The organism is Proteus hauseri, assembly GCF_040139125.1.
Classification (GTDB): Bacteria; Pseudomonadota; Gammaproteobacteria; order Enterobacterales; family Enterobacteriaceae; genus Proteus; species Proteus hauseri_B.
Genome location: NZ_JBEEUB010000009.1, coordinates 59,318 through 81,497 on the forward strand (window position 1 = coordinate 59,318; position 22,180 = coordinate 81,497).

The 22,180-nt window shown below is 37.0% G+C and carries 18 protein-coding genes; 9 read left to right on the forward strand and 9 right to left on the reverse strand.

The window, feature by feature from the left end:
• Positions 1-151: 151 nt before the first annotated feature.
• From ABN099_RS14725 to ABN099_RS14740, 4 genes are all read left to right on the forward strand, one after another.
• A complete protein-coding gene (locus ABN099_RS14725) occupies positions 152-952 on the forward strand; it encodes a Slam-dependent surface lipoprotein (protein ID WP_349464685.1) in 801 nt (266 codons plus the stop codon).
• A gap of 196 nt (positions 953-1,148) precedes the next feature.
• Entirely contained in the window at positions 1,149-2,513 is a 1,365-nt protein-coding gene (locus ABN099_RS14730; protein WP_349464687.1) for a surface lipoprotein assembly modifier, read from the forward strand.
• An 81-nt stretch (positions 2,514-2,594) separates the two neighbouring features.
• The gene (locus ABN099_RS14735; RefSeq protein ID WP_349464689.1) at positions 2,595-5,672 is read left to right on the forward strand and encodes a TonB-dependent receptor domain-containing protein; all 3,078 of its coding nucleotides are present in this window, start codon (positions 2,595-2,597) and stop codon (positions 5,670-5,672) included.
• Positions 5,673-5,695: 23 nt separating this feature from the next.
• Positions 5,696-6,499: an energy transducer TonB gene (locus tag ABN099_RS14740; protein WP_349464690.1), complete on the forward strand. Its 804-nt coding sequence runs from the start codon at positions 5,696-5,698 to the stop codon at positions 6,497-6,499.
• A 67-nt stretch (positions 6,500-6,566) separates the two neighbouring features.
• On the opposite strand, the gene ABN099_RS14745 is transcribed toward ABN099_RS14740, so the two are convergent.
• Positions 6,567-8,537: an insecticidal delta-endotoxin Cry8Ea1 family protein gene (locus ABN099_RS14745; RefSeq protein WP_349464692.1), complete on the reverse strand. Its 1,971-nt coding sequence runs from the start codon at positions 8,535-8,537 to the stop codon at positions 6,567-6,569.
• A gap of 456 nt (positions 8,538-8,993) precedes the next feature.
• Here ABN099_RS14745 and fepB point away from each other — a divergent pair, with 456 nt between their 5' ends.
• The 5 genes from fepB to ABN099_RS14770 all read left to right on the forward strand — a co-directional run bounded on the left by fepB (position 8,994) and on the right by ABN099_RS14770 (position 15,176).
• Positions 8,994-9,953, forward strand: coding sequence for a Fe2+-enterobactin ABC transporter substrate-binding protein (gene fepB, locus ABN099_RS14750; RefSeq protein WP_349464694.1), 960 nt, complete (start codon positions 8,994-8,996; stop codon positions 9,951-9,953).
• Between the two features lie 3 nt (positions 9,954-9,956).
• Positions 9,957-10,964: a FecCD family ABC transporter permease gene (locus tag ABN099_RS14755; protein WP_349464696.1), complete on the forward strand. Its 1,008-nt coding sequence runs from the start codon at positions 9,957-9,959 to the stop codon at positions 10,962-10,964.
• On the forward strand, positions 10,961-12,001 hold the full coding sequence (locus tag ABN099_RS14760; RefSeq protein WP_349464698.1) for a FecCD family ABC transporter permease: 1,041 nt from the start codon (positions 10,961-10,963) through the stop codon (positions 11,999-12,001). The genes ABN099_RS14755 and ABN099_RS14760 overlap by 4 nt, the downstream gene beginning before the upstream one ends.
• A 233-nt stretch (positions 12,002-12,234) precedes the next feature.
• Positions 12,235-14,316: a TonB-dependent receptor gene (locus ABN099_RS14765; RefSeq protein ID WP_349464700.1), complete on the forward strand. Its 2,082-nt coding sequence runs from the start codon at positions 12,235-12,237 to the stop codon at positions 14,314-14,316.
• 80 nt (positions 14,317-14,396) lie between these two features.
• Complete coding sequence (locus ABN099_RS14770) at positions 14,397-15,176, forward strand: ABC transporter ATP-binding protein (protein ID WP_349464702.1); 780 nt, start codon at positions 14,397-14,399, stop codon at positions 15,174-15,176.
• A gap of 80 nt (positions 15,177-15,256) precedes the next feature.
• Here ABN099_RS14770 and ABN099_RS14775 read toward each other — a convergent pair whose 3' ends face one another.
• From ABN099_RS14775 to rpmH, 8 genes are all read right to left on the reverse strand, one after another.
• On the reverse strand, positions 15,257-15,715 hold the full coding sequence (locus ABN099_RS14775) for a DUF1097 domain-containing protein (RefSeq protein WP_349464704.1): 459 nt from the start codon (positions 15,713-15,715) through the stop codon (positions 15,257-15,259).
• A 426-nt stretch (positions 15,716-16,141) separates the two neighbouring features.
• Positions 16,142-17,455, reverse strand: a complete 1,314-nt coding sequence (locus tag ABN099_RS14780; RefSeq protein ID WP_349464706.1) for a type II toxin-antitoxin system HipA family toxin — start codon at positions 17,453-17,455, stop codon at positions 16,142-16,144.
• Positions 17,456-17,713, reverse strand: a complete 258-nt coding sequence (locus ABN099_RS14785; protein WP_349464708.1) for a helix-turn-helix domain-containing protein — start codon at positions 17,711-17,713, stop codon at positions 17,456-17,458.
• Positions 17,714-17,861: 148 nt separating this feature from the next.
• Complete coding sequence (gene mnmE / locus ABN099_RS14790) at positions 17,862-19,226, reverse strand: tRNA uridine-5-carboxymethylaminomethyl(34) synthesis GTPase MnmE (protein WP_349464710.1); 1,365 nt, start codon at positions 19,224-19,226, stop codon at positions 17,862-17,864.
• Positions 19,227-19,364: 138 nt separating this feature from the next.
• The gene (gene yidC, locus ABN099_RS14795; protein WP_349464712.1) at positions 19,365-21,005 is read right to left on the reverse strand and encodes a membrane protein insertase YidC; all 1,641 of its coding nucleotides are present in this window, start codon (positions 21,003-21,005) and stop codon (positions 19,365-19,367) included.
• Positions 21,006-21,007: 2 nt separating this feature from the next.
• Complete coding sequence (yidD, locus tag ABN099_RS14800) at positions 21,008-21,268, reverse strand: membrane protein insertion efficiency factor YidD (RefSeq protein WP_064718396.1); 261 nt, start codon at positions 21,266-21,268, stop codon at positions 21,008-21,010.
• Positions 21,232-21,591 (reverse strand): ribonuclease P protein component, encoded by a 360-nt coding sequence (gene rnpA, locus ABN099_RS14805; RefSeq protein ID WP_349464714.1) that lies wholly within the window; start codon positions 21,589-21,591, stop codon positions 21,232-21,234. The genes yidD and rnpA overlap by 37 nt, the downstream gene beginning before the upstream one ends.
• Positions 21,592-21,608: 17 nt before the next feature.
• A complete protein-coding gene (rpmH, locus tag ABN099_RS14810) occupies positions 21,609-21,752 on the reverse strand; it encodes a 50S ribosomal protein L34 (protein ID WP_036933424.1) in 144 nt (47 codons plus the stop codon).
• Positions 21,753-22,180: the final 428 nt, after the last annotated feature.

The following is a 22,180-nucleotide window of genomic DNA, read 5'->3' on the forward strand; positions in this document are numbered from 1 at the left end:
CCTTAGCTAGTTTTTAATTAAATCAGAAACGCTAAATCCTAAAGAGGTTAAATTATGTGAATAAATTCTGAAGATAAAGAAGCCATTTTATCCGTGACTATTTATTATTAATAATAAATAGTCACACCCTACCAATAATAAGGAAGTTATTATGAAAACTTTAAATAAAGTAACAGTAGCATTATGTGTATTATTTAGTACCAATGCAGTACAAGCAGCAATTCATTCTAATCAAAGCGGACCTTTAACCACCATGAAAGTGGGCGCAAGTGACCCTATACAATATGGGCCACATAAATCTGCAGGAGGAGAGCCAGGAGTCGGTCTTAGTTCAATAAGTAATGGTAAGAAAGTGGGTTTTGCTTCTTTAACAAGAGGTAGCGCTGATACTAATGGTATCTATACTATTCAAGCTAATGAACGAACTCCTCCAAGTCACCGTGATATGGGCGTATTTCATTTTGCTAAAATCACCGATGCTAATATCTATTTTGGTGATTGGGCAAAAACCACCTCTGTTACAGATGCAACCCATCAAACTTATTATATAGGTAAAGATGTCACAAGTGTTTTACCGACTAATAACGCCACATATTCGGTAACAGGGATAAGCCAATATAGTGGTAATAACTTGCTTTCTGGCACCTTTGATGTTGATTTCTCACAAAAGAAAATAGAGGGCTCGCTCTCTAACAGTCAGCGCACCGTTGAGTTAGAAAACGGTAATTTATATACCGCAAATAGCCAAGTGACCTTCTCTGCTGATGGAAAAGAAGGTGCAGCATTAGGGGTTATTGAAGGCGCCTTTTTTGGTGACGAGGCTGATGCACTAGCGGGTATTGTGGTATTTAGTTCAGACCATACCAAAGATATCGGTTTTGGCGGCGCTAAAAACAGTACTGAAAGTGCAGAGTCAACAGAAAGTACAGAATCAACAGAAAGTACAGAGTGATAGAAATATATCGTAATGAGTTATGTTCAATAAGGTGATCTTACTTTAAGTAGTAAAATCTTTTTTCTTAAAGTGGTATTAGTGGTTATTTAGCTATTTATTAGCAACAGATAATCTGAACAGGGTTATCTGTTTTTTTTTATAAAAAATAAATAGGTTTAATGGAGTAGATCTTATTTAATAATAGGGAAAAACTATGTGTTATTTATGGCATTTAATAAAATTATTTTCTATGCTAAGTATTATATTGTTTCCTATAATTGGACAGGCGAAAGAAAAAGTAAATAATAATTTTTTAAACTCGGCAGTAAGTAGTGATATATCATTAATAGGTAAAAGGCTCTATCACAGTCTGCAACAGCAGAACTGGGTTAATGCAGAAGTGTTGTTACAACATTATCAGCAAATACCGCAGCACGAGGTGTTATTAGTCTACTATGCTAAGGCGCAGTTAGCATTGGCTAAGAAAGATTTATTACAGGCAGAATTTTACTATCAGCAGCAATTACAGCAAAAATCTGATTTTATTCCAGCACAAACAGGATTAATTCATCTCTATTTTTATCAACAAAATTATATTAAAGCCAAAAAACAGCTACAAGAGTTAACCAAGATTGCTGATTTACCCGCCAATATTCATAATGTAATAAGTGATTATCAAGCCAAGCTATCTCCTCACTTTCAAGGCAGTCGATTTTATCAGTTAGGCTTTATATATAATGATAATATTAACCAAGCATCCGACTATCAAGAGCAGATAAATTCTAAAATATCGTTAAATAAAGTTATTCGACATGGTGGTGAGTCAAAAAAATCAGTCGGTATTTCACATCTCTTTTCACTTTATCAGCCCTATTTAATTAACCGTATACACTCAACTTCTATTTATGCTTATTTTCTTTATGTTGATTATCTCTCCTATCGTGATAACAATTATATTAATTTTTATACTCAATTTAATTATCAATATCAATATAATTATTATCAATTTAGGTTATCACCATTTTATGAAATAAAAACACAAAACAAACAGCTTGAATATCAGTTAACAGGATTAAGAGTAAGTTTATTTATTCCATTATTAGAAGGGTACGCTATTAATATAGCGAGTGATTATAAGATTAAAAAATATAGAAGTAATTTAATAAATTTAAATGGTAATAAATTATCAGGCTTTGTTAGTCTTAAATATAAGCTAACTAATTACGCTGTGTTAAGTAATCAAATAAGCTATCAAAAAAATAGTAAAAAAAATGATTTATTAAATCACCATCAATATGGTATAAAAGTTGGCGTTAATTCACGGCTTCCTTTACAGTGGTATGCTGATTTATCTTTACGTTATCAAATAAAATATTTTAATTACTATAATCCATTATTAAAACAGAAAAGAAAAGATAATGAATTTATGTTATCTGCCGTAGTTAAAAAACAAGTATCAACTTTTTGGGGTTTTTATCCTGTAATAGAATTACGTTACACCCGGAATTTAAGCAATGTGGCATGGTTATATCGCTATCAGCAGCAAGAGGTTATATTTAAATTAGAGAAACAATTTTAATTAAATAAATAACTTAATTAATTTAAAGGATAGATTAATATAATGTATACAATGCTTTTTCGGAAACGGAAATTATTATCTTTGGTAATAGCAATATCATTGATAACCCCTAGTTTTTATCTACGAGCAGAAGAGAAAAAATCTGATTTAGGTCATATTCAAATTTCAGAAAATAATGAAAAAAGTAAACAACAAGAAGATAAACAAGGTTATGCACAGGTATATGAAAAAGATGTCTCTAATGTTTATTTAGGTAAAGAGCTTTTAGAGCGTTATCAAGGTGTTTCTCCGGCTGATTTACTGAAAAGTGCCATTGGGGTTTATAGTGGTGAAGCCCGTAATGGTGGCGCTCTTGATCCCAATATTCGTGGTATTCAGGGGCAAGGGCGTATTCCTGTCACCGTTGATGGTACTGAACAAGCGCTAACGGTATATCGGGGGTATAGTGGTGCAAGTAACCGTAATTATATTGATTCTAACTTAATTAGCAGTATCTATATTGAAAAAGGTCCCTCTTTAACACCAGATATGAAAACGGGTATTGGTGGTGGTATTGCAATAAAAACGCTAAATATTCGTGATATTGTACCGGTTGGAGAATCTTTTGGTATTAATTTAAAAGGTGATATTAGTAATAACACCACACGTTATAAAGAAATTTATACCAATATGATTGAGGATTACCGTTATTTCCCCAAGTTTTATCAAAACTATTCTTTTATGATTGATCCTGCTTTAGAAGTCGTACCTAAAAAAAATAGACAGGGGCGCTTTCAAGATTATGCTTTACGCTTAGGTGTCGGTTTTGAAGAAGATAAATTTAATCTATTATTGGCTTATTCTATACGAGAAAAAGGGAATTATTTAGCGGGTAAAAGAAATGCGAAAAAATACAGTGAATCAAATGAAGAAGACCTTAACTCTATTTATGTAAAAGAAAATAATAAACCATTAAACCCTTATTTACCCTTTATTGCCCATATTTATCGACCCGGTAATGAAGTGACAAATACCTCAAGCAGAAACCGCTCTTTTTTAGTAAAGGGGACATTGTTTCCTCAGCAAGCTCATCGTTTTTTCCTTAATTATCGATATACCAATCTATTATTTGGCGATATTATGCCGTCACGTTTAAGTTGGGTACGTTACGATAAAAATGTTGTTAATCAATGGCCATTGGCTGATATTACACAGCAAGCTGGCTCTTTAACTTACCAATGGAAGCCAGAAGATAAACATGGTGATCTATTATTGCGCTTATGGGGAAATTTAACCGCTGGTCATACTAATACACGAGGAGGTAAACCTAGAGAACCTAAAAGTAGAGATGTTGAAAGTGATTTAGAAAAAATCAGAGATATACTAGAAATTACCAATATAAAAAAAATAGATAAATGGGACTTTAGTGTTAATACTAGTTTTATCGATACGGCATCTTTATATCAAGATAATAATCGTTATGGTGTGGATTTATCTTCTAGTTTTAAATTATCCCCTAAATTTTCACTTTCTATAATGGGTAATTATCAATTTGAGCAGTTAAAAAACAATGAGATAAAACTCCCTATTGGAACCAGTGATTTTACAGTTGATGGGCGAAGTGGACGACGTCATGAGATTAATTTAGCACTATCAACAGATTGGAAACCACTCTCTTGGTTAGCGGTTAATGCTGGCGGTAAATATAATTACTATCGATTAAATGATGATTTTTTAAATAATAAACGCCGTAATCGGGTTGAAGGTTATAAGAAAATATCACCTGTTCGTGGTTATATTATTTTTTATAAGCGAGTATTAAATTCAGAAGAGTATCTCTATTATCGTGCTCTTCATCACATTGATGTAGAAACCTTACCTGAACAGCTAAGAAACTATCGACGTAATCCTGAGTTGGGTGAGAAAATTCGCCAGTTTCGACAATCGAAAGTTGTTTATCCTGAATATGAAGCATTATCTGAAGAGTTAAGAAATGAGATTGTTACACATGATGATGTAAGAAGATTACAAGTATTTTTTTTACGTGACGACAATCTTCGTGATGCTAATGGAAATCTACAAATAAAGTCCGATAAAACAATTCCGATGATAACGGAATACACTGCTTGGTTATATAATAAAAATGGTGAATTATTAAAAAGTAAAAATATTTTTTTAAATGGCTATTTAGATATACAAGAGAAGGTTCCGCATCCAATAACGGGAGAACTTGTCTATAAATATGAGTTTGAACAAATGATTCCAAGAGAAATATATAAAAAAAATGATATTAAAGAGCCTTTTGAAATACAACCTAGTTATCATCATGGTGCCTTTTCACCGCTAATTTCTGCAACTATTTATGCTAATGATATATTGCGTTTTTACGGGCGCTATACTGAGCAATTACGCCTACCTAGCTTATTTGAAGATACCAGTGGGTTTTCAGGTTCAAAAGCCAGTTATTACGGTTTTAAATTAAAGCCGGAACGAGCAAAAAATACAGAACTTGGGATGGTACTAGATTTATCTGGTTGGTTAAATGTAGAGCATCATGCCGATATTAAACTAAATTATTTTAAAAATAATATTGAAAATGTATTTGATAGAGACATATCTTGGCAAATAAGACAATTGGAAAAACAGATATTAGAAGGGATAGAACTGCAAGCTCGTTTTGATAATGGTTTTATTTTTATGGATGCCGCCCTAGTGTATAACCATAAAAATAAAGTGTGCGATAAAAATGCATATAGTTCCTTTGATCCTCTTGGTTTATTAGAGATGAAAACCTGTATGACTGGTGGATATCCCGGCGGATTTTTACGTACCTCTATTCAACCTAAATATGCTGCAAATCTTCATATTGGTACGCGTTGGTTAAATAACGCGTTAGAAATTGGTAGCCGCTTTTTATACTCATCGGAAGTGGAAAATAAAGATGAAATATGGCTAAAAGAAAAATCTCCTCATAATTATTATGGCATAAATAATAACCCCATGCGTTGGGCTAGCGTATTTACGGTTGATGCTTATTTAAATTATCAATATAGCCAAGATTTATCTTTTGAAATTGTCGGAAGTAACTTACTAAATGAATATTATATTGATCCATTAACGCGTTCAGGTATGCCAGCACCAGGACGCACAATTAAATTAGGTGTTACAGCACAATTTTAATTTAAAGATAATAGGAGTTTTTGATGTTTGTACTTTCTGTCAGGCAATCGCTTAATCTTAATTATTGGCTAATTGGTGTTTCTTTCGTTTATGTGATGCTATTTAGTGAGTTATTACGTTCTATTGTGGTGACAGAAAGTGCGCATCATATTACTCAACAACAGCAAAATACATTATCGGTTTATCAAGTGATGTTTTCAGCACCTCAGCAACAGTCAATAATTGAAGAGGCTATTGTTGAATATAAATCTGATGAATTACCTTTTACTGTGCCTGATGCAGAAAATGGGGAGCTTGTTCAACAACAGAAAAAGCCAGAAGTATTACCAGAAAAAAAGAGACAGCCACAGCAAGTAGCAATTAAAAAACAGCAACCAGTCAAAGAGGAACAACTTACAGCCAAATCAGCGACAGAAGAGGTTGTTGCTAAAAGTGAGCAATCACAAACGTCATCACCCGCTGCTTTAGCTAGTTTTTCTGATTATAGTGCTAATTCTCATGCCGGAAAAAGCCAAGCGCTAAGCGATGCAGGTATTGGGCAAGGTCAATCTGAAAATGATTATATGAGTGCCTTGCGTAGAGAAATAGAACGTCATAAACGTTATCCAAGGCAAGCCAAACATATGCAACTAGAGGGCGATGTTGTTGTGCGTCTATCTTTAGCAAATGATGGTGTTATTTCAGCGGTTGCTGTTGAAAATACGTCAGGTATCTCTTCTTTAGATAATGCGGCAATCGCCGCAGTAAGACGCGTTAAATCGATAGGTCCTAAACCAATTGATGTAAATAATTCACTGATTGTCACGCTCCACTTTAACTTACATTAGCCACTTCTTTGTTAAGTAACACCTAAACGTATTATAGTTTAGGTGTGTTTTTTTGTTAAATCCCAATTTAAAATAGCAATGTGATATCTGCTAATAAGGTATCTGATTTAGAAAAATGTAAATGGATGTATAAGTCTGATTCTTGGGTGCTTGTTAAGGTGTAATCCAATTCCAGTTTATATGTACGAAAATAAGCTTTGTTATTACTTCTTGGATGATTAATAAGAGGAGTTAACTTGTAGATAATATTGTCTTGATTTTGATTGAGCGAAAAAGTACCTGAAGCAACAAGCGTACCTTTTAAGGCATTGCCAGTTCTAATTGATAGTGATAGTGACTGTTCACTTTCATTTGCACATTGCAGCAAGATAACTAAGCGTTGTGGCTCACTATTTTTTCCTATCGCCTCGTCAGAAGGCAGGCAGAAAATAGCATCTTGATGAAGTAATATACAATTTTTACCCACCAGCATATCAGCATAGGCGAATTGCGCCTGACTTAACGGTGAGTCAAAACCGTGATTTAAGTCTAACTCATAACTTCTTTGTTTAATGGGTAAGGCATTCTCCATTTCTAATGAGATAGCACCATAACCATCATAAAAACGAAAAATGGGACCTGATTCTGTTAACCATGCACCCGAATCATCATGACATTGCTTTCCGTTATGTCGACTCATATACAGATTAATGCCATTAAAACAGTAACCCGGAATATTAAGATAGGATTTATTTTCTCGGTTACCTTGTCCAATGGAAAAACTCTGATTGTTCACATCATCAAGCACCATATATTTTAATGCTCCCCAAGGCGTGTTTGAAATATAGCGCACAGAGGGTAAAAACGCAGTTGGTGATAAATAACGTTTATTGTTGTCTGCTTGGAAAAATATTTCTGTTTTTAACACATCATTGCTATCACCAGTGACACCTGAACAACCTTCATATTGAACATAACTAGGTTGTTTTTCAGTATTTAAATAGTTCTGTTTAACCCGAATAACGGCATCGATGTGCGAATATGTTTCAATGCTTTGTAACATCGATGTGCGTTGTAGCATATCTTTGCCCATATCAATATACATTTGATAATAGCTTTTTTGATAATCAAAATTATAGTCTTTGCCATAAAGCTCTAAGCTATTCCAACGTGTTAATGGTGTTGATAGTTCAATTTCAAAACTACGTTTTACCCATGATTGGTAAAAAGAGAGCCCAGAAGTATAAATGCCCGATAAAAACGTATTACATTTTGTGTAATCGTCTTTAAATTCGAGCGAGGTTTTCTGATAAATAACGTTATGAATATTGGTATTAAATTTATCGATACTATCTCTTAGGGTTTTTAAATTACTGTTAAAATAATCATCTTTAAGATCGAGCGCTTTTTTATTGGTCAAAATATCGTTATGTGCAGCAACAAACAGTGCGCAACTATGGCAATAAAAAGGCAATCCGGCGGATTGTGCTAAATTTAAGATAGTAGGGTGTTGAGATATAATGGTGGTTATAACATCATCAAACCGATTAAGTACTTGCTCGCGTAAATCTTGTTGTTGTTGCGCTGAATAATGTGTTTGGGGTTCTAGATAACGATTAAGTGAATCAGAAAAAAGCTGATAAACATCAGTAATACCTTCAGTGGTGAGTTTAATTATTTCAATATTGTTATTGGTAATTTTGGCATCAATAATACGAGAGACATGTTCAATAATTTGTGTTGCTAGTGAACTGTCTTTCATATTTTTATTTATCATGCCAAAAAGTGCTGAGGTTATTTTTGATAACACCCCACCAACAACAGGAATTAAACCAATAATATGACCAATTACCACTTCACCAATGACAATAGGTGCATTCAGTGGATCTTGCTGATTAAAATCCTCCACAATTGAAGGTAAGGTATTGCTATTATTATTAATCATATCAAGCATACCGTCTTTTAAATCTTGATAGTTAATACAGCTCAGAGGTTTGTTTACTGCTAAAGAAGAGGGGCTAATGGAAATTTTTAAATCATTTAGATTATTTAAAGGCATAAATGAAGATCCTTTTCTAAGTAGAGCTGATTGATTTGATGATGCTATTCGTCGAGGTTGAGCTAATAATCTGTTAAACGTTAATAGATAATTTAGGCTTCTTTTTTGGCGTAAAAAAGTCATTATCACAATCTCAAAAAAAATCAGTCAGTTATGCTTAATTGACGTCATTTCTATTTAATTCCTCCTATCATTTTTTCTTGGTAATGTTGGTGAAACCACTTTTTAACTCGCTTAGTTAGGCACCGGTTACTCAAAACCCCGGTTAATAATGGTTCTGAGCGATAAGGCAAAGCGTGTTGGAACAAAACCAATATAAAGTGTTTTTTGTGCACTCATTCTCATTTTTCCTATAGCAAGCACATAAATGCTTGTTGTTAATGATATTGGTTATGATTATCATTAACAATAATATTTACCCGTTAGCGTAACGCGTGCTTTGCTTGGAAATCTGTCATGTTTAAATCACTTTCATATACTTTTTTGCTGTTTTTATTCTCTGCGACATTGAGTGTTGTACATGCCCGCGGTGTTGGTGCTGATAACTCATCTTGGCCTCGAGTTTTTACCAGTGCGGATGGATCTACCGTTGAAATTAAAGAGAAACCTAAGCGGATTTTATCGGCATCAGTTTCGATTACAGGCACATTACTCGCAATGGATGCGCCTGTAATTGCGAGTTCAACGGCAGCAAATGGTAAATTTTTTGCTCAATGGGATAAGATTGCCAAAGAGAGGGGGGTTGAAAAACTGTGGTCGGCTGGCGGTGTTTCACTGGAAATGGCGTATCTAGTCGCACCAGATTTGATAGTGGTATCTATTAATGGGGGAGATACTGTTTATCCCCAAGTTGAACAATTTCAACAAATTGCACCGACTATTGTTTTAGATTACGGCAAACAAGGTTGGGAAAGTTTAGCGGTTCAATTGGCACAAGCTACAGGGCAAGAAAATGAAACTAAAGCACTTTTGCATCGCTTTGATGATTTAGTTGCCAGCAGTAAAGCACAACTTCAGCTACCTACAGATAACGTAAATATTATCTCCTATTTTGGCGCCGGTACGGTAAATCCAGTGTCATTAAAAACCAGTCCCCACGCAATATTGTTACAACAGCTTGGTTTTTCTATCGAAAGTGCTGATTTTGCATGGCAACCTAAAGATAAGCCTGTTTCTGATTTTGTTTGGGCACAGTATGAGCATTTAACACAACTGACAGCACCAACAACATTTCTGTTAAGTGGTACAGCTAAAGAAGCCGATATTTTTATGGCTGATCCTATTCTTGCCAATATTCCTTCTGTTAAAGCAAAACAAGTTTATGGCTTAGGTGCTAACTCATTTCGCGTTGATTACTACAGTGCACAAGAAATAATAAGCGACATTGTGGCTCGTTTTCATAAGCATAAGTCATAAATTATGTTGGCTTCTCAGCATGTTATTAAATGGGGAGTAAGAGGTTCGATTTTCCTATTAGGAATATTTGCTCTTCTTAGCTTATTTGTAGGTAGCCGCAGTGTTTCTATTGAAACAACATGGAGTGCTTTTGTGGCTTTTGATGCCACTAATAGTGAGCATCTATTAGTTCGCTATTTACGATTTCCTCGTACTTTATTGGCGATAGTTATTGGTATTGCATTAGGAGGCGCAGGAACGTTAATGCAGGCATTAACACGCAATCCGTTAGCCGATCCGGGGTTATTTGGTATTAATGCGGGTGCAATGGTAGCGATAGTCTCATTGATTGCATTAACGGGTATCACGGATGTCACTGTGTATATGTGGTTTGGTTTATTCGGCGCATTTCTGGCTGGTGTGGGTGTTTATCTTTTAGGGGGGGTGAGGCACGGGATAAATCCAATCAGAATGGTGCTTTCAGGTGTTGCGCTCTCGGTTGTTTTATTGGCGATGACTCAGCTAATTACGGTAAATAGTGATGAAAAAGTCTTTGACCAATTTCGCCACTGGGTTGTGGGTTCGCTGCAAGGGCGAAGTTTTGAGGTGCTTTATCCTATAACTATACTCGTTGTCATAGGCAGTGTGATTGCTTATTCGTTAACACGGGCTTTGGATATCGTGACATTAGGTGACGATATTAGCCACGCTTTAGGCGCAAATCAAAATCGGGTGTGGTTGTTATCTGCGCTCGCTATTGTATTACTTGCGGGTAGTGCAACCGCAGCAGTGGGACCGATTAGCTTTTTAGGATTAACTGCACCTCATTTTGCTCGGCGTTTAGTGGGTGCTGAATATCGCCGAATATTGCCGATGTCGATGCTTATTGGTGCAACCATTATGTTAGTTGCAGATTGTCTAGGTCGACTAATCGGTACTCCGGGTGAAGTTAGCGTAGGAATTATGATCTCACTTATCGGTGGTCCATTCTTTATTTATCTGGTTAAACGTTGGCGGATTATTACGTTATGAAATTAAAAAACAACGAAATAGTTTGTCAGCTAGGTACTTGGTCTTGGGTTTTCTCTCGACGCGATATTATGGTGGCTTCTCTTCTATTTTTACTGGTTGTTTTAGTCGCTTTTTTAGCGATGACGACAGGAAAATTTCCGATAGAGATATCCACCTTAATCAATATTGTAATCGGGGAGTCACAAGGTGGTATTAAAGAAAAAATTGTTATAGATATCCGACTACCTCGATTACTTACCGCGATTGGTGTAGGTGCCGCATTGGGCATATCAGGCGCAATATTCCAGTCAATTTCGCGTAATGTTTTGGGGTCACCGGATGTTATTGGTTTTACTACAGGTGCAGCATCTGGGGCGTTATTGCAGATTATTGTTTTTAACGGCTCAATCCCTGAAATAGCGGCTTCTACATTAGTCGGGGGAATGGTTACTGCACTGGTGGTTTATCTGTTGTCACTAAAAAATGGTGTCATGTCGGGTTACACCATGATCCTTATTGGAATTGGTGTTGGTGCCGTATTACATGCTTTTAATGGTCTACTGTTAGTTAAAGGCAATATTGATAACGCTATTGTGGCTAATCTTTGGCTTGCAGGTTCGTTAAATGCGCGTACTTGGCAACATGTTTACCCCGCTTTTATCGGATTACTGGTTTTAGTTCCTCTTATTGCTTTCTATTCTAAATCACTCACTCTAATGGAAATGGGTGATGATATGGCACAGCAGTTGGGTGTTCATGTTGGCAGAGTTAGATGGGTGATGATCTTTAGTGCGGTGATGTTGGCATCATTAGCGACTGCTTGTGCTGGACCTATTGCGTTTGTCGCACTTGCTGCACCTCAGTTAGTTATTCGTTTAAGCCGTTCAGGAAAGCTTCCTCTCATTGGTTCTGCATTAATGGGATCACTACTTTTACTCTTTGCTGATGTGCTCTCTCAACGTTTACCGTTTAACGTAATGATGCCTGTCGGTTTAATGACGGGCGTTATCGGAGGGCTCTATCTTTTATGGTTATTAACCAGAACTCATAAAATATAAATTGAGAATGGTTACTATTACGTATTAATAATGATACGCATTATATATAATGCGCAAATAATAATAAATGTAGTAAATATTTACTAACTTATGGATGAGTTAATGGGATGGTCGTTAAAAGGGCATAGTATTTTTTAAGCTAAGTGCCTAACGATAAATTAAAAATTTGGTAAGTAATGAGCGTATTTTTTAATCGTTTAATGGCATGCTAATCGCATGAAAGGTATAGACTCATGTCTGGTGTTCTTACTCTACGCGCAAAAAAAAACACGATAACAATAGTGGTGCAAACTGCTTTATTAAGCACGCTTTGGATGGTAGTACCCAATGTAAATGCACAAGAAACGCCCAAAGAAGCTACTTCTCAAGAGAATAAAAAGCATAATAATAATGAAGACGTGCTGATTGTTACGGGTGAAAAACTCAATAAATCGATTTATGACACCGGCTCTAGTGTGACGGTATATGATTTTAAAAAAATAGAATCAACACCAAATCCTGATGTAAATACACTATTACAAATGACACCTAACGTTGTTGATAACGGAAATAGTAACGCATTACCCGCGATCCGTGGTGTTGATGGTTCCGGACCAGCACAAGGTGCAATTGCTTTTCTTGGTGGTACTCGTCCTCGTGTAAATTTCTCTGTTGATGGTCGGTCATTTACTTATAACGAATTTGGTTATGGCGCTCAATCATTGTGGGATGTTGATACCGTTGAAATTTTCCGTGATCCACAAAGTTATATTCAAGGTCGTAATGCGATAGCGGGTGCGATTTTAGTCAAAACAATGGATCCCACATTTTATTGGGAAAATGCAGTAAAAGTGGGCGCGGGTCAGCAAGACTTTCGTCAATATGCGGTAATGACTTCAGGACCATTAATTGAAGACAAATTGGCGTTTCGTTTTACAGCAGAAAGACAAGAACGCGAAAGTTTTGTGCATATGGATAAATATTCACCAACCGGTGATCCTCGTGATATCCATTCCAATACTTTTCGTGGAAAACTACTTTATGACTCTATAGATAATCCTGACTTTAAAGCAAAATTAACCGTCAGCCATCTTGATAGTCGATCACCTCAAAATGAAGCCGAAATAGATGATAATTTAGCACCAGATGCTGCATCACGTTTTCGTCCTGTGATTAAACGTAAAACTACTAGCGGCATTTTAAATACCACATGGGAAGCTAACGATAATTTAAGTGTTGAAAATACATTAATTTATACCGATTTTTCAACTCGACGTTTAACTGAAGCTAAAAGCCCGCGTGCAGATATTGATGCTAAAGAATTTGAATTTGAGCCAATGCTACGTTTTAAAACAGACAGTGAAACATTAAGTGGCATCTTTGGCTTACGTTATTTCCACGCAAAACAAGATGAATTTGTAAATATCTTTGGTGGTAGCTATTTTGATGATAAAACAGATACCGCCTCTGCTTATGGTTCATTAACTTATGCACTATTTCCTGAAATTGACGTAACTTTATCAGGGCGTTTTGAGCGGGAACACCATACGCGTAATGGCGGCAGTAAAACAGTCGCTATCGATTTTGATGAAACCTATAACACATTCTTACCAAAAGCAGATTTTGCATGGAAACCAGGTGTTAATCAGACAGTTGGTTTTGCCGTAGGTCGTGGTTATAACGGTGGTGGTGCTGGAGTCACTATTGGTAGCCCTATTGTGACTTATGTTTATTCTCCAGAATATGTGTGGAACTACAGTCTATATACCCGTAATAGTTTGCTTAATAACAAATTGAGTGTGATGACTAACTTGTTCTATAACGACTATAAAGATATGCAGTTGCCATTCTATTTGGGACCAAACTCAAGCACTATTCGTAATGCGAAAAAAGTAGAGACTTACGGTGCTGAATTAACGGTCGCTTATCAGCCTATAGACTCACTTGAGTTAAATACAGGTGTGGGTTTATTAAAAACCAAGATTAAAGATTTTGGTAATAGTGGAATTGAAGGCAAAGAGTTGGCACGAGCACCTGATTATACCGCTAATGTTGGGGCTAAATATCAGTTAACCGAAGCCATAGATGTAAGTGGTAATGTGCAGTTTTCAGGAGATTACTTCTCTCAAGCAAACAATGCCGAAAGTGGTAAAGTTGACAGTTTCTGGTTAGCAAACTTACAGTTGGGCTATAACTTTAAATGGGGTAGAACCACACTGTTTGCTCAGAACTTATTTGATTCTGATAAACGTATTCTTATTCCTGATAACAATAAAGACACCGCTATTTACCAACGTCCACGTATGCTTGGTGCAACGGTAGAAGTTCGTTTTTAGTCATTAAATATTAAATGGGTGATGTGAACGCATCACCCTTATTGGTGATGATGTCGTAATTAAATAAGAAAGATAAAGTGATGAACAATAGCCGACTACAGACTCATAGTTTAAAGCTGGGATACCAACAAACCACAATTTGCCACGATATTTCATTAACCATCCCTGATAAACAAGTTACTGTGATCATTGGTCCAAATGGTTGTGGTAAATCAACACTTTTGCGTAGTTTGTGCCGCTTACTTAAACCATTAGCAGGGCATATCTCTTTAGATAATCAACGATTAACTGATTTTTCAACCAAAGTATTAGCGCGTCAAATGGCATTATTGCCCCAAACAATGCAGGCACCCGCAGGTATTACCGTTGCAGATTTAGTTGCCAGAGGACGTTTTCCTCATCAAAGCTTTATGCACCAATGGTGCCAAGAAGATAAATTAGCAGTAGAAACCGCAATGAAAGAGACGGGAGTTACTGAGTTTGCTGATAAAACGGTTGAGTCGTTATCAGGTGGGCAGCGTCAACGAGTTTGGGTTGCTATGGTGTTAGCACAGCAAACGGATATTTTATTGTTAGATGAACCAACCACTTACCTCGACATTGCTTATCAAATAGAGCTACTTAATATTTTTCGCAAACTTAATCGAGAACAAGGTCGCACCGTTGTTGCTGTATTACATGATTTAAATCAGGCGTGTCGTTATGCTGATAATCTAGTAGTGATGGTAAAAGGGAAAATTGTTGCTCAAGGTGAGCCACAAACAATCGTTAACGAAGCGTTGATTAAGCAGGTATTTGATTTGGAATGCCAAATTATGCCTGATCCAATAGCTGGAACACCGATGATCATCCCTTGCTAAATAGCGATGTTATTAACCATAAAAAGCTGTTCTAACAGTGTGTTATAAACAGCTTTTTTTATTACTATTAAATTGTTTTACTAAGCAGTACGCCACTTTTGTGCAACCCAAAGTCCACTCATTTTCATTGAATAACCAAATAAAACCCCAACAATTAATGAAATTATAATTTGAGGTAGGTTATCTTGAGCGGCAAATAGCGTACAAGCACCAATAAAAGTACCCGGAATATAGGCAAGTAAGGTGCTTTTAGCTTGAATACACATAACAAAAGCGATGACGCCAGTAATGGCATAACCCAATATTGAGATATCGTTAAATAAGTTACTGCCATAAATAATCGCTAATGCCCAAATAACACCACTCATAATAGTGGCAATAGTAACGGCTAATCCTTTAAGCCCCTCTTTAGGATAAGCAAAATAAGCCGTACATCCTAGAAAACCAGCCCAGCTTAATAGCCCAAACTGATTAGCAACAAAAGCCCAAACGGCAGAAAGAATGCCTGTTGTCAGCGCAGTAAAAAAAAGCGTTTTCACTATTCACTCTTAATAATAAGGGGGGATAATTACCCCGTTAACTAAACGCGAAGTTTAGCATTGTCATTAGTTGCTTTACTATATTTAGATCATTAAAAAGCACAATTAATATGCGTGTTTATGCGACATTAAAAATCTATTTTTATTAGGGAAAATAAAAAGAGAAAGTAAACGTTTGCGTTATTGAAATAGTTAGCTAATTAACAACTAAATAAACTTCTAGGTTTTTAAATAGAGATTATTAATAAATAAATTAATAATCTCTATTTAAATATATGAATGTAAAAGGTAGAAAGAAAATAAGTGAATTATTTTAAATTTTCTCATTTTTGAAAAAAGAATTCGTTACCAAGTGCAACATCGACAGCTTATCATTTACCTGCTGCAGCCGTTAAAAACACATTTACACGGTATAGCAGGTAGTATCTAAATATTCGCTAATCGTGTAGAGCGAGCTTTCATACCATTTAATATTGTATTGCTAATATCAGTCGGAAAATCTTCAGGAAGTTGTTGTTTTACGCGTTTTATTACATTGTCCATTTCTTTATAAAAATAATTAAAGATATCAGTCATTAATGAACATTCAAATCCGACAGCTTCGGCAGTTTTGTAAAAGTGGCGAGGAAATATTTGCTCTATAGGGTATTTTTTACCACGGCTTGCTTGTAATCCCATTGCGAGTTTTGCATCTCGTGGATTGAGACCTCTTCCTCCAAAATAGGGATAGATAGACATAATGTCGTAAAAAGGAGTGAGATGAAAACGCCCTTCTTGGTTGATAAAAACAGAGAAGTTCTTTGCATGACCATCTATTGCCGCTAAAAGCCAAAATAGCACTTGAGATTTCATAAAATGAAAACGGTCTTGATCTGCATTTGACGAACCAAGTAAATAATTCATGATATCGATAATGCCAGGTCCTCCTTCATTTTCATATTTTAGAGCTGAAGGCATGTTTAGAATTTGGCAAAAATCCTCTTGAGGTAAACGTATTATCCACGATTTATCTAATGCGTATTTTCTATCAAAACGTTCTACAGCAAGTGCTTTAATACTTTTAGTTTCTATAATAGAACAATGAGGAACAGGGAGATCAAATTCTTTGGCAATTAAGGTACAAAGATATTCATTTTCTACGCTATTAGATAAATCTATCGTATAAGAATGACCTTCAATCACCCCAATGGGTAGCTTAATAATATGTGTAGTTGGTGTGTTATTGTGTGGCACACACCAATGACTATCTTTTAAAAGTAATGCGGTTTTTTCTTGAGTTCCAGCAATGGAAATTCTGAAATCAGTGTATTCTTCAAGCATACCAAGTGGAGTACGGGATTGATATCCTAGCAGAATTTTTTCAAGTTCAGATTCGTTAAGTTTGCTATATTCTATTTTTTTGATATTAGTGGGTGTACTGCCACTAGGAAGTAACCTCAATGCGCCAACGGTATCTGCACCGATGGCAGCTAATAGATCAAATGGTTGACTTGAGTTTGCATTATAGCGACTCACAATACGATTTCTAATTTCAGTATTATCAGGTAAAAGATTATCAAAGAAATTATAGACGCAATCGCCTTGATATTCTTGAAGTTGTAGTGGCATAGAAAGAGAGATAGGACGACTTCCCGGTTGATTAACCCAATCTTCAGTATATTGGAATGAATGCGCACCTGAGCTTTTCTTAGTAAAAATGCCCACATAATATTCATTCATATACACATCAAGACTCGCCATTTACCACTCCTCTTTCCATTCACTTTTGTGTGCTAAATTACTTTTAGCATCTTTAGGATGAATTTCCATCTCTAAATTCAGTGCGGAGAGTAGTTTGAAAAAGGTTTCTAGCTTAGTGGAATTAGGATTAAGTTCAAAATTGGACACAGTATCTTGTCGAATTCCTACTTTTTGGGCGACTTTACCTTGAGAAAGCTTTTTTGTTAATCGCACATCTTTTAGATGGACGCTGAGCTGATAGGCGTTAATTATGATCATTATATTCTACCGGTTATAGGCGTTAATATCTAATATACCGGTTATAGCGTGTAGATCAAGGTTTAATGGTTATAGCGTGTAGATTTTACTTTACCTGCTATAGCCGTTAAAAACACATTTACACGGTATAGCAGGTAAATATTAGTAATTACTTACCAATACAAAAACTAGAGAAAATACGACCTAACAGGTCATCAGAAGTAAATTCACCCGTGATCTCACTTAACGCTTGCTGAGCGAGTCTTAGCTCTTCTGCTAATAACTCACCTGATTTTGCATAAACCAGTTGCTCATGACCTTGCTGCAAATGTTCCGCTGCGGTATTTAATGCCTGTAAATGGCGACGTCGTGCTAAAAAACCACCTTCAGTATTACCGCTAAAGCCCATCGCTTCTTTTAAGTGTGAGCGAAGTAATTCAATACCCATACCATCGCGAGCCGATAAACGGATCATTGGGTAGTTACCTTGGGCGGTGATTTCTACATTTTCGCCAGTTAAGTCGGACTTATTGCGAATAACCGTAACGGGTAATGTACTTGGTAAACGAGCCATAAAATCAGGCCAGATATCTTCAGGTGCGGTTGCATCGGTTGTGGTGCTATCGACCATAAATAGCACTCGATCAGCTTGTTCTATCTCTTTCCATGCACGTTCAATACCAATGCGCTCTACTTCATCACTGGCTTCACGTAAACCTGCAGTATCGATAATATGTAAAGGCATCCCATCGATATGAATGTGTTCACGTAGTACATCACGAGTTGTACCGGCGATATCAGTAACAATTGCGGCTTCTCGACCTGCTAATGCATTAAGTAAACTCGATTTACCCGCATTAGGACGACCCGCGATAACCACTTTCATACCTTCACGTAATAGGCTGCCTTGATGTGCTTTAGCACGTACATCATCAAGTTCAGCCATAACAGTGTCGAGTTTCCCTTCAATCACTCCATCAGAAAGAAAATCAATCTCTTCATCAGGGAAATCAATGGCAGCTTCAACATAGATCCGCAGATTGGTTAAAGACTCAACCATCTCGTTAATATGAGATGAAAATGCACCTTGTAGAGAGTTAATTGCCGAGCGAGCGGCTTGCTCTGAACTTGCATCAATTAAGTCAGCAATCGCTTCTGCTTGTGCAAGGTCGAGTTTGTCATTAAGAAATGCACGCTCAGAAAATTCACCAGGATTAGCAATACGCACTCCGGGAATTTGTAAAATACGTTTTAACAACAAATCCAGAATAACAGGACCACCATGACCTTGAAGTTCTAAAACATCTTCACCTGTAAAGGAATTTGGATTTGGGAAGAATAAGGCAATACCCTGATCAAGCACTGAATTATCTTCATTACGAAATGGCAGATAATCGGCATAACGAGGTTTTGGTAGTTTACCTAAAACCACTTGTGCAACTTGAGCGGCTTTAGGGCCAGAAACGCGTAGGATACCAACACCGCCTCTTCCAGGAGGTGTTGCCTGAGCGACGATAGTATCAGTGCTATGCATGGTGTACTCGCTTAATCAGAATAATCATTAATCATCTAAAAATAAAAAAACAGAAGGCGGTCTACAATGACCGCCTTCGCTATTTTATGTCACTTTCCTTTGAATGTAATCAAGGAAGAGGTTTTTCCTCATGTGACCTTATTTTTTGTCTCTGCTGTGTAAGCCACGTTTTTCCAGACCGCGATAAATTAATTGCTGCTGGATAATGGTCACTAAGTTACTGACGATATAGTACAGAACCAGACCTGATGGGAACCACAGGAAGAATACGGTAAACACAACCGGCATAAAGGTCATGATTTTTTGTTGCATCGGATCAGTGACTGCTGTTGGAGACAGTTTCTGAATGATGAACATTGTCACACCCATTAATAATGGCAGGATGTAGTACGGGTCTTGAGCAGACAAGTCTTGGATCCAACCAATAAATGGTGCATGACGTAATTCAACGGAGCCCATCAGCATATAATACAATGCAAGGAAGATTGGCATCTGGATAATCAGTGGTAAACAACCACCCAGAGGATTCACTTTCTCTTGTTTGTATAACGCCATCATTTCTTGGCTCATACGTTGTTTGTCGTCACCGATACGTTCACGAAGCGCAGCCATTTTTGGTTGCAGTAAACGCATTTTTGCCATGGAGGTGTACTGCGCTTTAGTCAGCGGGTACATGATACCACGAACGATAAAGGTGATCATGATGATGGAGAAACCCCAGTTACCGATAAAGCTGTGAAGGAACTTCAGCAGTTTAAACAGTGGCTGAGAGATAAACCATAACCAACCGTAGTCTACAGACAGGTCTAAATGAGGGGCAATAGCCGACATTTCAGACTGAATTTCTGGACCAACCCATAATGTAGAGGTGATATCAGCAGTACTATTAGGTGCAATAGTTACTGGTGCTGATTTATAACCAATCAGAGCGATGGATTTGTTTTCCAGAGTAATAGAATAAAAGCTGTTATTTTGACTCTCTTTGGATGGTACCCATGCTGTTGCGAAGTACTGTTGTAACATCGCAACCCAACCATTGTGTGTTGTCAGAGATAAGTTTTTATCTTCAATATCACCAAAGCTATATTTTTTATAGTTGGTTTCATCTGATGAATACGCCGCGCCACGATAAGTGTGCAGAGCAAAGTTGCTGCTGCCAGTATCACGGCTTTCTGGTAACTTAACAGACTGTTTTAACTGACCATAGAAGTTCATTGTCAGTGTTTTGTCTGTTGTATTCTCAATGGTGTAATCAATACCGATGTCATACTGACCTTTTTTCAGAATAAAGGTTTTGACGAATTTAACGCCATCTTCATTCACATAAGTCATTGGTACACGTAATTCATCTTGGTTTGCATCAAGAACGAATTGTGCTTTGTCAGCACTATAGACAGGGCGAGATTTCTGATCTGGACCATCAGGGCCGATTAAGCCACTTTGAGCCTGATACAGGAATTGAGGTGTAGTTTCCAGTAAACGGAAAGGTGTATCGGAATTAAGCTCGGCTGGATAGGCTAACAAATCAGCCTCATCGATAGTACCGCCCTGTGTATTGATGCGTAGATCAAGTACATCAGTTTTTACGGTAATCAATTTTGCCTGCTCATTGCTGTTACCAGTCACAGCAAGACTATCACTGCTTGGCATGTCCGCTTGTTGCGAGACCTGAGTAGTAGTGGTGGTGTTTTGTGATACTTTATCACCCTCCCACTGCTGCCAGATCAGGAAAGAAACGAACAGCAAAGCGATGAATAGAAGATTGCGTTGCGAATCCATCGTTAATTTTCTCTGTTATCGTCGTTTTTTCTAGGTGGGACAGGATCATCACCACCTTCGTGTAAAGGGTGGCATTTTAATATGCGTTTCACTGTTAACCAACTACCTTTTATCATTCCAAACCTGCGCAATGCCTCAATTCCATAATGAGAGCACGTAGGATTAAAACGACAACGGGGCCCCAACAGAGGACTAATCCCCAGTTGATAGGCCCTAATCAGCAAGATCAGGATTTTTGAGCCAAGCGACAATGACGACGCCATAATTTACCCAACATTTCCGTCAATTGATGGTTATCAAGTTCAGCGACCCCTTTTCTTACTAACAGCACAAAATCCATCGGCGGTAAATCATGCTGATGTAAACGGAAGTATTCACGGGCTAATCGTTTAATACGATTACGCTCATGAGCACGTTTTACGTTTTTCTTTGCGATTGTTAGACCGATGCGGGGATGCCCCAGCTCATTCTGGCGACCCAAAATAGTAACTTCTGGTGAACTCGCGCGCTGTGGCTGCTGGAAAACAAAATTGAAATGCTTGGGAGTTAACAAACGTAACTCCCTTGGAAAAGCTAGCTTAACCACGGAATGGTTAGCTTTTATTATTTCGAAGAAACGGTCAGACGAGAGCGGCCTTTCGCACGACGGCGAGCCAGAACTTGACGACCATTTTTAGTGGCCATACGAGCGCGGAAGCCGTGGTTACGGTTGCGCTTCAGTACAGACGGTTGAAAAGTGCGTTTCATGGCGATTTCTACCTACTTAATATAATTACTGATTCAGCAAATGCGTTGACAGATTGGCATGTCTAAATAAACAAACCGATACTTCAATCGCAGCATCAATGATGGAAAGATGCGGGATTGTAATAAAATCGCTCAAATGCGTCAATGAAGATGACGCTTTAAGTACCGATTTTTGTCGTCTTTTTTAGCAAACCCGAAAATCAATCCTTGCTTATGCATAACAGACACTCAAATCAACGACCTAAAATAGGACAGAAAAGGGTGACATGTTAGTGCAAGCACGCAGGGTGGAAGATTATACGGACTCAGTATGAAAGCGCAAGGATCTTTGGTGGATCAATCAACAGATTGTTGATCGTCTTTAATAATAAAGTGGGGTTTCTTTAAAGAGAAAGTTATCCCCAATTGCTATTTATGGGGTGACTCAA